At 72.4% G+C, this 14,295-nt stretch carries 13 protein-coding genes and 2 pseudogenes; 1 reads left to right on the plus strand and 14 read right to left on the minus strand.

What is annotated here, in order from left to right; translation table 11 throughout:
* Positions 1-23: 23 nt before the first annotated feature.
* The gene (gene pyrR / locus SXIM_RS01690) at positions 24-599 is read right to left on the minus strand and encodes a bifunctional pyr operon transcriptional regulator/uracil phosphoribosyltransferase PyrR (protein WP_030727069.1); all 576 of its coding nucleotides are present in this window, start codon (positions 597-599) and stop codon (positions 24-26) included.
* 194 nt (positions 600-793) lie between these two features.
* On the opposite strand from pyrR, the gene bldD reads away from it, so the two are divergent.
* On the plus strand, positions 794-1,294 hold the full coding sequence (gene bldD, locus SXIM_RS01695) for a transcriptional regulator BldD (RefSeq protein ID WP_019434753.1): 501 nt from the start codon (positions 794-796) through the stop codon (positions 1,292-1,294).
* Between the two features lie 114 nt (positions 1,295-1,408).
* Here the strand turns inward: bldD and nusB are convergent, their stop codons facing one another.
* The 13 genes and pseudogenes from nusB to SXIM_RS01760 form a co-directional block, all read right to left on the minus strand.
* Positions 1,409-1,834, minus strand: a complete 426-nt coding sequence (gene nusB, locus SXIM_RS01700; RefSeq protein ID WP_030727072.1) for a transcription antitermination factor NusB — start codon at positions 1,832-1,834, stop codon at positions 1,409-1,411.
* 1 nt (position 1,835) lies between these two features.
* Entirely contained in the window at positions 1,836-2,402 is a 567-nt protein-coding gene (gene efp / locus SXIM_RS01705) for an elongation factor P (protein ID WP_030727075.1), read from the minus strand.
* 69 nt (positions 2,403-2,471) lie between these two features.
* Complete coding sequence (locus SXIM_RS01710) at positions 2,472-3,584, minus strand: aminopeptidase P family protein (RefSeq protein WP_046722733.1); 1,113 nt, start codon at positions 3,582-3,584, stop codon at positions 2,472-2,474.
* 89 nt (positions 3,585-3,673) lie between these two features.
* Positions 3,674-4,575: pseudogene (locus tag SXIM_RS01715) on the minus strand (AAA family ATPase).
* A 16-nt stretch (positions 4,576-4,591) separates the two neighbouring features.
* A complete protein-coding gene (aroB, locus tag SXIM_RS01720) occupies positions 4,592-5,695 on the minus strand; it encodes a 3-dehydroquinate synthase (RefSeq protein WP_030727085.1) in 1,104 nt (367 codons plus the stop codon).
* Positions 5,692-6,207 carry a shikimate kinase gene (locus SXIM_RS01725; RefSeq protein WP_030727088.1) on the minus strand — a complete coding sequence of 172 codons (516 nt, stop codon included), beginning with the start codon at positions 6,205-6,207 and terminating at the stop codon, positions 5,692-5,694. Before SXIM_RS01725 ends, aroB begins: the two co-directional genes overlap by 4 nt.
* Positions 6,204-7,388, minus strand: coding sequence for a chorismate synthase (gene aroC / locus SXIM_RS01730; protein WP_030727091.1), 1,185 nt, complete (start codon positions 7,386-7,388; stop codon positions 6,204-6,206). Before aroC ends, SXIM_RS01725 begins: the two co-directional genes overlap by 4 nt.
* 113 nt (positions 7,389-7,501) lie before the next feature.
* A complete protein-coding gene (locus SXIM_RS01735) occupies positions 7,502-8,344 on the minus strand; it encodes a shikimate dehydrogenase (protein WP_030727094.1) in 843 nt (280 codons plus the stop codon).
* Positions 8,344-10,095 (minus strand): endolytic transglycosylase MltG, encoded by a 1,752-nt coding sequence (gene mltG / locus SXIM_RS01740; RefSeq protein WP_046722734.1) that lies wholly within the window; start codon positions 10,093-10,095, stop codon positions 8,344-8,346. Before mltG ends, SXIM_RS01735 begins: the two co-directional genes overlap by 1 nt.
* A 122-nt stretch (positions 10,096-10,217) precedes the next feature.
* Positions 10,218-10,681, minus strand: a pseudogene (gene ruvX, locus SXIM_RS01745) (Holliday junction resolvase RuvX).
* A 3-nt stretch (positions 10,682-10,684) separates the two neighbouring features.
* Entirely contained in the window at positions 10,685-13,351 is a 2,667-nt protein-coding gene (gene alaS, locus SXIM_RS01750; protein WP_030727103.1) for an alanine--tRNA ligase, read from the minus strand.
* The gene (locus tag SXIM_RS27635) at positions 13,351-13,707 is read right to left on the minus strand and encodes a DUF6167 family protein (protein WP_030727106.1); all 357 of its coding nucleotides are present in this window, start codon (positions 13,705-13,707) and stop codon (positions 13,351-13,353) included. The genes alaS and SXIM_RS27635 overlap by 1 nt, the downstream gene beginning before the upstream one ends.
* An 11-nt stretch (positions 13,708-13,718) precedes the next feature.
* Complete coding sequence (locus SXIM_RS01760; protein WP_043176909.1) at positions 13,719-14,153, minus strand: DUF948 domain-containing protein; 435 nt, start codon at positions 14,151-14,153, stop codon at positions 13,719-13,721.
* Positions 14,154-14,295 lie beyond the last annotated feature (142 nt).

Here is a 14,295-nt window from a genome sequence, read left to right on the forward strand (position 1 = left end):
GGGGCCGGGCCGTACGGGACGCGCTACCGCTCGGCGGCGGAGGCGTCCTCGCGTACGCCCAGGAGCACGCCGTCGCGGCCGTCCTCCTCGGTGAGCTGGACCTTGACCGTCTCCCGCAGGGAGGTGGGAATGTTCTTGCCGACGTAGTCGGCGCGGATCGGCAGCTCGCGGTGCCCCCGGTCGACCAGGACCGCCAGCTGGACGGCGCGCGGGCGGCCGATGTCGCCCAGGGCGTCGAGGGCGGCCCGGATGGTGCGGCCGGAGAAGAGCACGTCGTCGACCAGGACGACCAGCGCGCCGTCGATGCCGGCGCCGGGGATCTCGGTGCGCGCCAGGGCGCGGGCCGGGCGCAGCCGCAGGTCGTCGCGGTACATGGTGATGTCCAGGGAGCCCACGGGCACCGGGTGTCCGGTGATCTCGGCGAGCCGGGCGGTCAGCCGGTGGGCCAGATAGACCCCTCGGGTGGGGATGCCCAGCAGCACCACGTCGTCGGCGCCTTTGGCGCGTTCGACGATCTCGTGGGCGATGCGGGTCAGTGCCCGCGCGATGTCCGGCGCTTCCAGGACGGAGCGGGCCGGCGGTGGTTCTTGGGTGTCCATACGAAACGGACCTCCTTCCCCGCCTCACGGGACGGGCCTTAAAGGACGTCTGGTGTTCGAATGAACCATAGCAGGGCACTCGATACGCTCCGCATCGCCCCAGGTCAGAGAGGAGGAAGCCGGTCCGGCTTGACGAGAGATATCACGCTGCGTAACCTCACACTGAGTAACAAAACCGCCGTCCGGGGAGACACATGTCCAGCGAATACGCCAAACAGCTCGGAGCCAAGCTCCGCGCCATCCGTACCCAGCAGGGTCTGTCGCTCCATGGGGTCGAGGAGAAGTCCCAGGGCCGCTGGAAGGCGGTCGTGGTCGGCTCGTACGAGCGCGGTGACCGCGCGGTGACCGTGCAGCGCCTCGCGGAGCTGGCGGACTTCTACGGCGTGCCGGTCCAGGAACTGCTGCCCGGCACCACGCCCGGCGGGGCCGCCGAGCCGCCGCCGAAGCTGGTCCTCGACCTGGAGCGGCTCGCCACGCTGCCCAGCGAGAAGGCCGGTCCGCTGCAGCGCTACACCGCCACCATCCAGAGCCAGCGCGGTGACTACAACGGCAAGGTGCTCTCGATCCGCCAGGACGACCTGCGCACCCTCGCGGTGATCTACGACCAGTCCCCCTCGGTGCTGACCGAACAGCTGATCAGCTGGGGTGTGCTGGGCGCCGACGCCCGCCGTGCGGTGCAGGCCGAGGAGAGCTGACCCGGGGCGTACGCAACGCGCGTCGCATCGGCAGTGCGCCGCCCGGAGCGGCGTACGGCACAGGGGCGGGCGGCCGGCCACACATGGCCCGCCGCCCGCCCCTGCCGTGGCGCCTCAGCGCCGCAAAGAGGGCTTCAGCTCCTTGAGCCGTCCCAGCAGGCCGTTCACGAAGGCCGGCGAATCATCGGTGGAGAACTCCCGGGCCAGCTGCACGGCCTCGTCGAGCACCACAGGATCGGGCACATCGTCCCGCCAGATGAGCTCGAAGGCGCTCAGCCGCAGAATGTTGCGGTCCACGGCCGGCATCCGGTCCAGCGGCCAGCCGATCGTGTACTGCGCCAGCAGTTCGTCGATCCGCTCCGCCCGCTCCGAAAACCCCTCCACCAGCTCCCTGGTGTACGGATTGACCTGCGGATTCGCCTGATCGCTCAGGGCCTTGCGCGTCCACTCGGCCAGGACATCGGTGGGGTCGGCAGCGCGCTGATCCGCCTCGAAAAGGATCTGGAGCGCCCGCTGCCGTGCCTTGCTGCGCGCGGACACGTCAGCTGTTCACCCGGCCGAGGTATTCACCGGAGCGGGTGTCGACCTTGATCTTCTCGCCCGTGGTGATGAACAGCGGGACGCCGATCTCGTAGCCGGTCTCCAGCTTGGCGGGCTTGGTGCCGCCGGTGGAGCGATCGCCCTGGACACCGGGCTCGGTGTACTCGATGGTCAGCTCGACCGAGGCCGGCAGCTCCACGAACAGCGGAGTGCCCTCGTAGATGGCCACGGTGGCCTCGAAGCCCTCCAGCAGGAAGTTGGCCGCCTCGCCCACCGTCTTGGGGTCGATCGGCAGCTGCTCGAAGGTCTCGGTGTCCATGAAGACGAAGTCGGTGCCGTCCTTGTAGGAGAACTGCATCCCCCGACGGTCGACGGTGGCGGTCTCGACCTTGGTGCCGGCGTTGAAGGTCTTGTCGACGACCTTGCCGGAGAGCACGTTCTTCAGCTTGGTGCGCACAAAGGCGCCGCCCTTGCCGGGCTTGACGTGCTGGAACTCGACTACGGACCACAACTGTCCGCCGTCGAGCTTGAGCACGAGGCCGTTCTTGAGGTCGTTCGTGGTGGCCACGGTCGCGGAATCTCCTACAGACTGCTGCTGGGGGGACCGGAGGAACCCCCGTGCGCCGGGCGAAGCCGGTCACAGAGCGAGGAGTTCCTTGGTCGTGATGGTAAGTAGCTCAGGACCGCCGTCCGCCGGGGAGCGAACGACGAGCGTGTCATCGATCCGGACTCCGCCCCGGCCCGGGAGGTGTACTCCCGGCTCGACGGTGACCGGCACACAAGGGCCCAGTCTACCCATGGCGGCCGGGGACAGCCGTGGGTCCTCCCCGATTTCCAGTCCCACCCCGTGCCCGGTGGCCGGTCCCAGCGCCGAACCGTGGCCCGCCGCCTCCAGCACCGTACGCGCCGCCCGGTCCACCGCGCGGTACTCGGTGCCCGGTTCCAGGGACTCCCGGGCCGCCCGCTGCGCGGAGAACACCAGGTCGTACAGCTCGATCTGCCAGTCGGCCGGGCTGGAGCCGATCACGAAGGTACGGCCGATCCGGCAGCGGTAGCCGCGGAACCTGGCCCCCAGGCACACCGACAGGAAATCGCCCTCCTCCACCCGCCGGTCGGTGGGCCGGTGCCCGGCCACCCCGGAGTGGGTGCCGGTGGCCACCGACGTGGGGAAGGCCGGGCCGTCCGCGCCGTGGTCCACCAGCCGCCGCTCCAGCTCCAGCGCCAGGTGCCGCTCGGTGCGGCCCACCAGGATCGACTCCAGCAACTCCCCCAGCGCCCGGTCGGTGATCTCGGCGGCGATCCGCAGGGACGAGATCTCGTCCTCGTCCTTGACCAGCCGCTGGTCCTCCACGGCCCGGCCCAGATCGGTCAGCCGCACCCCGGGGGCGCCGGCGGCCAGCGCCCGGTGGCGGGAGACGGTCAGATGATGTTCCTCGACGGCCACGGCATCGGCACCGGCCTTCATCGCCATCGCGACGGCGGCGGTCGCCGGATCGCTCTCCCCGTGCAGCACCTCGGTGCGCATCCCCTCCGCGTCGGCGGGGCGTGGGTCGGCGATGGCGTCGGCCGCCTCCCAGTGGCTGAGCAGGACATCGTCCCCCAACCGGCCCACCAGCAGGACCGCGTCGGCGGGGGCGGCGCCGACCAGATAACGGACATTGGCGGGGCGGGAGACGACCAGGGCGGTGCTGCCGGCAGCCGAGCAGCGGGCCCGCAGCCGGGAGCGCCGGGCGGCATGTACCTCGGACATGGACCGAGCCTACGCAGCACAGCGCCGCCAGGCGCCTTCAACACGTCCTAACGTGGCGCCGGTGCGTCACGCGGCGCCGGGCGAGGCCCTCACCAGGCAGGCGGGCTGGACAGGCTGCGGGCCACCGCCTCGTCCAGCATCCGGGCGGTGGTGGCCACGTCGTGCCGGGAGTTGTCGATGATCGGCAGCCCCGAGCCGTACCAGCCGGCCATCCGGCCGTGGATGGTCGCGACCTCCTCGTCGGACAGCCGCCGGGTGCCGCTGCGGGCCGCGTTGCGTTCCAGCACGACATCCAGGCCCGGCAGCAGCACGATGGGGATCAGCCCCGGGCCCACGTGCCGCTTCCAGCCGCCGAGGCCGACGGCGGGGCGGTCCGGGAAGACCGCGTCGTCCAGGATGCAGGAGATGCCGTTGGCCAGATAGTTGCGGGCGGCGAAGCCACAGGTGCGGCGGGCCAGCCGGTACTGGGCCTCGGAACGGTCGTCCCACCCGGCGCGCGGATCGGCGAACCCGGCGCGCACCCACTCACGCACATCGTCCAGGCTGATGCTGGCGGTGGGCACCGGGCGGCGGTCGGCCCAGTAGCGGGCGACGGTGGTCTTGCCCGCGCCGGCCGGACCGATCAGCAGTACGGCCACCCCGGTGTGCGAGACATCGGGGTGCAGGGGGGCGGTGGCGGGCGGCGGGGCGGGCACCGCGGTGCCCGCCGGCAGCTGGATCCCGCCACCCGTTCCGCCGTCGAACGGGGCGGGCGGCGGCAGGGGCATCCCGGGTTGATGCATCCGGCTTCCACTCCGATGTCTGAGGGCACGGCAGTCAGTTCCGCGCGGCTTTGCCGGTCGGTGACACACCGTACCCGGCCAGGGTGACGCCCGGGGAACGCGTGATGGGGCCGTGGAGTGCCGGGAGGTACCGGACCCGGCGCCGGTACGCGGGGGACGGTCCGGGTCTGTCCCGGTTTCCGGGGCGGCGGATGTGGCGGGTACCACAGCCGCCGCCCCGGGTGGTCAGGCGGCGATCTCCGCGTGCGCGGCGAGCAGCATCGCCGGGTCGGGGCCCTCCAGAACGGCCGGCCTGGCCAGCCCCTCCAGCACGATGAAACGCAGCAGATCGCCCCGGGTCTTCTTGTCCACCCGCATGGTCTGCACCAGCTTGGGCCACTGGTCGCCACGGTAGGTCACGGGCAGTCCGACCGCTTCCAGGATGGCGCGGTGCCGGTCCGCGGTGGCGTCGTCCAGGCGGCCCGCGATCCGGCCCAGCTCGGCGGCGAACACCATGCCCACGGCGACAGCCGCGCCGTGCCGCCAGTTGTAGCGCTCGTTCTTCTCGATGGCGTGCGCCAGGGTGTGCCCGTAGTTGAGGATCTCGCGGCGCCCGGACTCCTTCAGATCGCCGGAGACCACCTCGGCCTTCACCCGGATGGCCCGCTCGATCAGCTCGGCGGTGGCCGGGCCGACCGCGCTGCGGGCGGCCTCGGGGTCGGCCTCGATCAGGTCCAGGATGACCGGGTCGGCGATGAACCCGGCCTTGATGATCTCGGCGAGCCCGGAGACGTAGTCGTGCACCGGCAGCGACTCCAGCGCCGCCAGGTCGCACAGCACCCCGGCCGGCGGATGGAAGGCGCCGACCAGGTTCTTGCCCTCGGCGGTGTTGATGCCGGTCTTGCCGCCCACGGCGGCGTCCACCATGCCCAGCACCGTGGTGGGCACCGCCACCCAGCGCACCCCGCGCAGCCAGCTGGCGGCGACGAACCCGGCGACATCGGTGGTGGCGCCGCCACCCACGCCGACGATCACATCGGTACGGGTGAAGCCGGTCTGGCCGAGAGCCTTCCAGCAGTAGGCGGCGACCTCGGCCGTCTTGGCCTCCTCACCGTTCGGCAGCTGGACGGCGATCGCCTCGTACCCCTGGTCGGCCAGGTCGTCGCGCAGCACCTCGCCGGTGGAGGCCAGCGCCTCGGGGTGCAGCACGGCCACCCGCTTGGCGGCCGGGCCGATCAGCGCGGGCAGTTCACCCAGCAGCGCCCGGCCCACCAGCACGTCGTACGGGGCGGTGCCCTCGCTGCCGGCGACGGAGATCCGGGTCGGCGGCGTCGGTTCGGGGGTGGTCATGCGGCGGTCAGCTCCATCGCGTCGACGATCGCCTGGGCGACCTCTTCCGGTGTCAGGCCCTCGGTGTCGATGACCGTGGAGGCCACCTCCTCGTACAGCGGCAGGCGCGCCTCCATCAGCGCGCGCCACTGCTGGCGGGGGTTGACGGCCAGCAGGGGGCGGGCCGAGTCCAGGCCCACCCGGCGGATCGCGTCGGGCAGCGCGACCTGGAGGAAGACCACCGGCAGCGGGGCCAGCAGCGCCCGGGTGCCGGCGTCCAGGACGGCGCCGCCGCCCAGGGACACCACGCCGTCGTGCCCACTGAGCGCGGCCCGTACGGCGGCGGCCTCCAGGGCGCGGAAGTGCGCCTCGCCGTCCTCGACGAAGATGTCGGGGATGGCGCGCCCGGCGCCCTGTTCGATGTCGGTGTCGGTGTCCCGCAAGGTGGTGCCGAGCCGTTCGGCGAGCACCGCGCCCACCGTGCTCTTGCCGCTGCCGGGCGGACCGACCAGCACCACGCGGGGAGCGGTCACCGGATCCCCAGGTGGTCGAGGTAGCCGGTGACGTTGCGGCGGGTCTCGGGGACCGAGTCGCCGCCGAACTTCTCGGCGACGGCGTCCGCCAGCACCAGCGCCACCATGGCCTCGGCGACGATGCCGGCGGCCGGCACGGCGCACACGTCCGAGCGCTGGTGGTGCGCGGCGGCCACCTCGCCGGTGGTCACGTCGATGGTGGCCAGGGCGCGCGGCACCGTGGCGATCGGCTTCATCGCGGCGCGGACCCGCAGCAGTTCACCGGTGCTCAGGCCGCCCTCGGTGCCGCCGGAGCGGCCGGAGGAGCGGCGCACGCCCTCGGGGGTGGGCACGATCTCGTCGTGGGCCTTCGATCCGGGCACCCGGGCGAGCTCGAAGCCGTCGCCGACCTCCACGCCCTTGATGGCCTGGATGCCCATCAGGGCGGCGGCGAGCCGGGCGTCCAGGCGGCGGTCCCAGTGCACGTGGGAGCCGAGCCCCACGGGGACGCCGTGGGCGACGACCTCGACGACGCCGCCCAGGGTGTCACCGTCCTTGTGGGCCTGGTCGATCTCGGCGACCATCGCCGCACTGGCCTGCGGGTCCAGGCAGCGCACCGGGTCGGCGTCCAGCCGCTCCACGTCGCCGGGGGCCGGAACCGGACCGGCGGGGGCGACGGCGGCGCCGAGCCCCACCACGTGCGAGACGATCTCGATCCCGGCGGTCTCCTTGAGGTAGGAGCGGGCGACGGTGCCCAGCGCGACGCGGGCCGCGGTCTCCCGGGCGGAGGCGCGCTCCAGCACCGGGCGGGCCTCGTCGAAGCCGTACTTCTGCATGCCGGCCAGATCCGCGTGGCCGGGGCGGGGGCGGGTGAGCGGGGCGGCGCGGCCCAGATCGGCCAGCTCCGCCGGGTCCACCGGGTCGGCCGCCATGACCTTCTCCCACTTGGGCCACTCGGTGTTGCCGACCATGATCGCCACCGGGGAACCGAGGGTCAGGCCGTGCCGTACCCCGCCGAGGAAGGTGACCTCGTCGCGCTCGAACTTCATCCGGGCGCCGCGCCCGTAGCCGAGCCGCCGCCGCGCCAGCGCGTCCGCCACCATCTCCGTGGTGATCGGCACCCCGGCCGGCAGCCCCTCCAACGTCGCGACCAGGGCGGGGCCATGCGACTCCCCCGCGGTCAGCCAGCGCAACCTGCTCAACGGTGCTCCTTCGGTGCTCGACCCCTGCTGAACTGCTGCCCCGATCCTCCCACGCCCGGCAGCACGGGCCGCCGCCCCGTCCAGTACGTGGGCCGGAGCGGGCCGGGGTGGGGTCAGTTCCCTCGCGAGGAGAGCGCGGCCTCGCCGGCCGCGCGCATCTCCTCGATCGGGGCCGGGGCCACACCGGTCATCGCCTCGACCTGGAGGACCGCCTGATGCACCAGCAGGTCGAGCCCGCCCAGCAGCCGCCCGCCGCGGGCCGACCAGGCGGCGGCCAGGGCGGTGGGCCAGGGTTCGTACAGCACGTCGAAGAGGATGCCGGGCGCGGCCGGCACCGCGGCGGCGAGCGCGTCCGTGGCCCCGGCCGGGGTGGTGGCGATCACCAGCGGGGCGTCGAGCGCCCGCGCGGCGTCCGCCCAGGCGGCGGTGGTGACGGGGACACCCAGGCGCTCACCCCAGCCGCGCATCTCGGCGGCACGCTCGGGGCCGCGTACATAGGCCGTGACCTCACCGTCGCACAGCTGCGCCAGTGCGGCCAGAGCCGAGGAGGCGGTGGCCCCGGCGCCGAGCACGGCGGCCCGGGGCACCCGGGTGACGCCCTGTTCGCGCAGCGCGGCGACCAGCCCCGGCACATCGGTGTTCTCACCCCGCCGGTGCCCGTCGGGGCCGAGGATGACCGTGTTGACCGCCTCCACGGCGGCGGCGGTCTCCCCGATCCCGTCCAGCAGCGGGATGACGGCTCGCTTGAGCGGCATGGTCAGCGAGAGCCCGGCCCACTCCGGGCCGAGGCCGTCGAGGAAGGCGGGCAGGCCGTCCTCGGTCAGCTCGAAGCGGTCGTAGCTCCAGCCGGGCAGGCCGAGCGCCGCGTAGGCGGCGCGGTGCAGTGCCGGGGAGAGCGAGTGGGCGATGGGCGAGCCGAGTACGGCGGCCCTGCGGTGGTGCGGTGCGGTGGTCATCAGTCGTTGTTCTCGCGGTTCCTGGCCTGTTCCGCGTTGAAGTCCTTGACGTGTTCCTCGTGTTTGTCGAAGTCCGTCTCGAAGCGGGTGTCCCCGGGCTTGACCGTGACGAAGTACAGCCAGGTGCCCTCCGTCGGGTTGGAGGCCGCTTCGAACGCCTGGTGCCCCGGGTTGTTGATGGGACCGGGCGGCAGGCCCTTCACCTGGTACGTGTTGTACGGCGATTCCATCTTGACGTCCTCGAAGGAGACGTCCAGGGACGGGTCGTCACGCACATAGTTGATGGTGGAGTCGAATTCCAGTTTCTGGTCGATCTCCAGCCGGTTGTAGATGACCCGGGAGACCTTGCCGAACTCCTCGGGCAGCTGCGCCTCCGCCTGCACCAGGGAGGCGATGATGATGACCTCGCGCGGGGTGAATCCGAGGGCCTCGGCCTGCCCCTCCAGGTCGATCTCCTCGAACTCCGCCTCCGCCCGGTCCACCATCTCGCTCAGCAGGGACTCCGGGGTGGTGCTGTCCCCCACGTCGTAGCGGGCGGGGAAGAGGAAACCCTCGACATCGTCCTCGGCCCAGTCGGGGAGACCGAGGTCGCCGTTCTCCGCCGCCTCCTCGGTGCTGCCCTCCTCCAGGTCGAGCTTGAGGTCGATGGCGGTGTAGATCTGGGAGGCCCGCATGCCCTCGGCGATGATGAGGGTGTTGAGCTGCGCCGGGTCGGTGAGCAGGGCCACGGCGGCGTCCGCCGACATCTCCTGGCGCAGGGTGTAGACACCGGCCTGGATCGGGGCGACCCCGTCCTTGGTCGCGGCGGAGACGAAGGCGTCGTGACTCTTGACGACGCCGGCCTCCTTCAGCAGGTTGCCCATCTGGGAGACCGAGGCGCCCGAGGGAATGGTCACCTGGACCTCGCCGGTGCCCTCCCCCGCGAAGTCGGGAGCCGGGCCGAAGCGGCTCTGGTAGAAGTCGTAACCGAAGTACACCGCGCCGCCCAGGCCGCCGACGAGCACCACGGCGACCACCAGGCAGGCGGCGCCGTTGCGCCCCTTGTCCTTGGCCTTCTTCTTGCTCTTGCCGCCGCGCCGCTCCCGCCCGCGCGGCTCGTCCTCGTCGGCCCAGTCGACGTCGTCGTCAGCGCGGGAGAAGAAGTCGGCCTCGCCCTGGTCGGGGCCCGGATCCCAGCCGGTGTCCGGGTCGGGTCCCGGGGCGCCGGCCGGTTCCGGCTCGGGGCGGCGCTGCCGGGTCGCGGGCTCCGGCTGCTGCGGCTTCTGGTACGGCTGCGGCTGCTGGTGGGGTTGCTGCTGCTGGTACGCGTCAGCGGCCGGGTATCCCTGCTGCTGAGCGCCGTACGGGTCCTGGTAGCCGCCGGTGTCGTAACCGCCGCCCTGCTGCTGGGCGTAGGGATCGCCGTAGTACTGGCCCTGGTTGTCCCACCCCTGGTTCTGGCCGGGCTGCTGGTAGTAGTCCTGTTGCCCCTGCTGCTGGTGAAACTGCTGTTGCTGAGGGTAAGGTTGCTGCTGCTGTGGGTACTGCTGCTGGTACGGGTCGTTCTGCTGCTGGCCGTAGCCCTGCTGCTGCCCGTACGCCTGCTGTTCCGGGTACTGCTGCTGGCCGTACTGGTCCCAGGATCCATAAGGGTCGCCCTGGCCCTGGGGGGCGCCCTGGGCGCCCTGCCCCTCGGCCCAGCCCTGGTCTCCGTAGAGCGGGTCTTCGGGCTGCCACCCTTGGGCGCCGGGCCCCCGGCCATACTCAGTCATCGATCCCCTTGTGACGCAGGCGGCAGCCATTCGTCCGCGGGGGTGAGATCCCCGGTAATCCCGCCGCGGCGGGACCTGGTGGAACGACATGCCATGTCGCGCGGAACGTTACCGTATCGCGATCAGACAACCACTTCGACGCACTGCCCGGGCGGGCTGCCCGACACCCTCTCCGTCTCCAGCGCGCTCTGCAGAATCACCACGGCCGCCGCCTGATCGATGCGCGAGCGGCCCTTCTTGGCGTTCACCCCGGAGGCCCGCATGGACTGGGCGGCGGTGACCGTGCTCATCCGCTCGTCCACCAGCCGCACCGGCACCGGCGCGATCCGCCGGGCCGTCTCCTGCGCGAAGGCCCGCACCCGGGCCGCCGCCGGTCCCTCGCCCCGGCGAGGGACCGGGGCAGGCCCATGACGACCTCCAGCGGCTCGTACTCCGCCACCAGTTGTTCCAGCCGCCGCTGAGCGGCGGGCACATCGCGCCCCGGGACGGTCTCCACGGGGGTCGCCAGCAGCCCGTCGGGGTCGCTGCTCGCGACCCCGATCCGGGCCTCGCCGACGTCGATGGCGAGTCGTCTGCCGCGTCTCATCCCTCAGACGCTCTCGGCGACCAGACGCTCGACCGCGGCCAGCGCGTCGTCGATGGCGGCCGGGTTCTGGCCACCTCCCTGGGCCACGTCGGGCTTGCCGCCCCCGCCACCGCCCAGTGCCTTGGCGGCGGTACGCACCAGGTCGCCGGCCTTCAGACCGCGCTCGCGGGCGGCCTCGTTGGTGGCGATGACGGTCAGCGGACGGTCCTTGACCACGGTGAACAGCGCCACCACGGCGGGACGGTCGCCCGGGATCCGGCCGCGGACGTCCAGCACCAGCTTGCGCAGGTCGTCCGCGCCCGTGCCGTCCGGCACCCGGCCGGCGGCCAGCGCCACGCCGTGGATGTCGCGGGCCCCGGAGGCGAGCCCAGCGGCGGCCTGGAGGACCTTCTCGGCGCGGAACCGCTCGATCTCCTTCTCGGCCTCCCGCAGCCGTCCCAGCATCCCGGAGACGCGCTCGGGGAGCTCCTCGGGGCGGCCCTTGACCAGTTCGGTCAGCTGGGCGACCACGGTGTGCTCCCTGGCCAGGAACCGGTAGGCGTCGGTGCCCACCAGGGCCTCCACCCGGCGTACGCCGGAGCCGATCGAGGACTCGCCCAGCAGCTTCACCAGGCCCAGCTGGGCGGTGTTGTGCACGTGGGTGCCGCCGCACAGCTCCTTGGAGAAGTCGCCGATGGTCACCACCCGCACCCGGTCGCCGTACTTCTCGCCGAACTCGGCGATGGCGCCCTGCTTCTTGGCGTCGGCCATCGACATCACCTCGGCGGTGACGTCCAGGTCGCGGGCCAGCACCTCGTTGATCTTCTGCTCCACGTCCTGGAGCACGGAGCCGGGCACCGCGGCCGGGGAGCCGAAGTCGAACCGGAAGCGCCCGGGGGCGTTCTCCGAGCCGGCCTGGGCGGCGGTGGGGCCCAGGGCGTCGCGCAGCGCCTGGTGCGTGAGGTGGGTGGCGCTGTGGGCGCGGGCGATGGAGCGGCGCCGGGTGACGTCGATGCGGCAGTCGGCGGCCGCGCCCAGGGTCACCTCGCCGACCTGGACCACGCCCTTGTGCACGATGACTCCGGGAACCGGCCGCTGGACGTCGCGGACCTCGACCACGGCGCCGGAGGAGAAGGTGATCCGGCCGGTGTCGGCGAGCTGGCCGCCGCCCTCGGCGTAGAACGGGGTGCGGTCCAGCACGACCTCGACCTCGTCGCCCTCCTGGGCGGCGGGGGCGCTCACACCGTCGACCAGGAGTCCGACCACGGTGGCCTCGCCCGAGGTGTCCTGGTAGCCGATGAACTCGGTGGCGCCGGAGGAGTCGGCGACCTCGCGGTAGGCGGAGAGGTCGGCGTGGCCTTGCTTCTTGGCGCGGGCATCCGCCTTGGCACGCTCGCGCTGCTCCTTCATCAGCCGCCGGAAGCCCGTCTCGTCCACGGACAGGCCCTGTTCGGCGGCCATCTCCAGGGTGAGGTCGATAGGGAAGCCCCAGGTGTCGTGGAGCAGGAACGCCTTGTCGCCGGCGAGGACGCTGGAGCCGGCGGCCTTGGTGTCGGTGACGGCGGTGTCGAGGATGTTGGTGCCGGCCTTCAGGGTCTTCAGGAAGGCGGCCTCCTCGGCGAGCGCGACGGTCTCGATGCGCTTGCGGTCGGTCAGCAGCTCCGGGTACTGCTGGCCCATGCTCGTGAGGACCACGTCGACCAGTTCGCCGACGACCGCGCCCTCGGCGCCCAGCAGCCGCATGTTGCGCACGGCGCGGCGCATGATGCGGCGCAGCACGTAGCCGCGGCCCTCGTTGCCGGGGGTGACGCCGTCGCCGATGAGCATCACGGAGGTGCGCATGTGGTCGGCGACCACGCGCAGCGCGACGTCGGAGTGGTCGGCGGCGCCGTAGCGCACCCCGGTCAGCTCGCTCGCCTTGTCCATGACGACCCGCAGGGTGTCCGTCTCGTACATGTTGTGGACGTCCTGGAGGATCATCGCCAGGCGTTCCAGGCCGAGCCCGGTGTCGATGTTCTGGGCGGGCAGGTCCCCGAGGATCGGGTAGTCCTTGCCCTCGCCGGGGCCGCGCTCGTACTGCATGAAGACCAGGTTCCAGATCTCCACGTAGCGCTCGTCGTTGACGGCCGGGCCGCCCTCGGGGCCGAACTCGGGGCCGCGGTCGTAGTTGATCTCGGAGCAGGGTCCGCACGGGCCGGGGACGCCCATGTCCCAGTAGTTGGTCTCCTTGCCCAGGCGCTGCACGCGCTCGGCGGGCACGCCGACGACGTCGCGCCAGATCCGCTCGGCCTCGTCGTCGCCCTCGTAGACGGTGATCCACAGCTTCTCGGGGTCCAGGCCGTAGCCGCCGGACTCCTGGGAACTGGTGAGCAGTTCCCAGCCGAGGGTGATGGCACCTTCCTTGAAGTAGTCGCCGAAGGAGAAGTTGCCGCACATCTGGAAGAACGTCCCGTGCCGGGTGGTCTTGCCGACCTCTTCGATGTCCGGGGTGCGTACGCACTTCTGCACGCTGACGGCGCGCGGGTAGGGCGGGGTGATCTCACCCAGGAAGTACGGCTTGAAGGGCACCATGCCCGCGGGGACCAGCAGCAGCGTGGGGTCGTCCGCGATCAGCGACGCCGAGGGCACCACGGTGTGCCCGCGCTTCTCGAAGAAGCTCAGCCAGCGGCGGCGGATTTCAGCCGACTCCATCAGTGGGTCCTCTTTTCGGGTCGGTGCGGGCCGGGGATCACGGCCCGGGCTTCGGCCGGGCGCGGCACGGCCCGGAGGGTGGTGGTCGGGTTCGGGTGCTCGGCGGCGGCTCCGTCGGGGCCGTCGGGGTCGGCGGTGAGCCCGAGGGCCTCGGTGAGTTCGTGCTCGCGCTGTGCCATGCCGGAGCGTACGTCGAGGGCGAAGTCACGCACCCGGTGCCCGGCGGCGGCCGCCTGGTCGGCGGCCCTGACGGCGAGGCTCTCGGGGGCGAGCGTGCGCAGCTTGCGCTGGATCCTGGTGGTGGCCCACACGCCGGCGGCGGCGCCGGTGGTGAACCAGAAGGCGCGGCGGAACATGATGGGGCTCCTCAGTCCTTCCCGCCGCGGCGGGACCAGGGGCGCTGGCCCGGCAGCCGGCGGCCGGTGACGGTGCGTCGGGGGGCGCGCTCGGAGCCCGCGGGGCGCCGGGTGAGCGCCCTGCGCACGCCGTAGCCGAAGGCCGCGACCTTCACGAGCGGGCCGCCGAAGGTGGTGGCCACGGTGGCGGAGAGCGCGGAGGCGTTGGAGGTGACCTCCTGGACGTCGGTGGTGATGGTCTCCACCTTCTCCAGCTGGGTCTGGGCGGTGCGTACGGTCGCCGACGCCTCGCCGAGCAGCGGAACGGCCTGTTCGGTCACCGCCGTCACCAGGCGGGTGGCCGCCTTGAGCGTCTGGGCCAGCCTCACCAGCACCACGGCCAGGAAGGAGACCAGGATCGCCCAGAAGACAGCCACCAGCAGGCCGGCCACTTCTCCACCGGTCACGTGCACCGCTTCCCTCGGGTTTCTCCGACAGTTGGGGCCGCGCGCCGCTGACCATGACAGACGGCCGGGCGGCTGCCGCGGCGTCCCGACCTTATCGCGCCCGCGGGGCGCCCCTGTACCGCATATCCGCGCGTGCTGCCAA

This window comes from Streptomyces xiamenensis, assembly GCF_000993785.3.
Lineage (GTDB): Bacteria > Actinomycetota > Actinomycetes > Streptomycetales > Streptomycetaceae > Streptomyces > Streptomyces xiamenensis.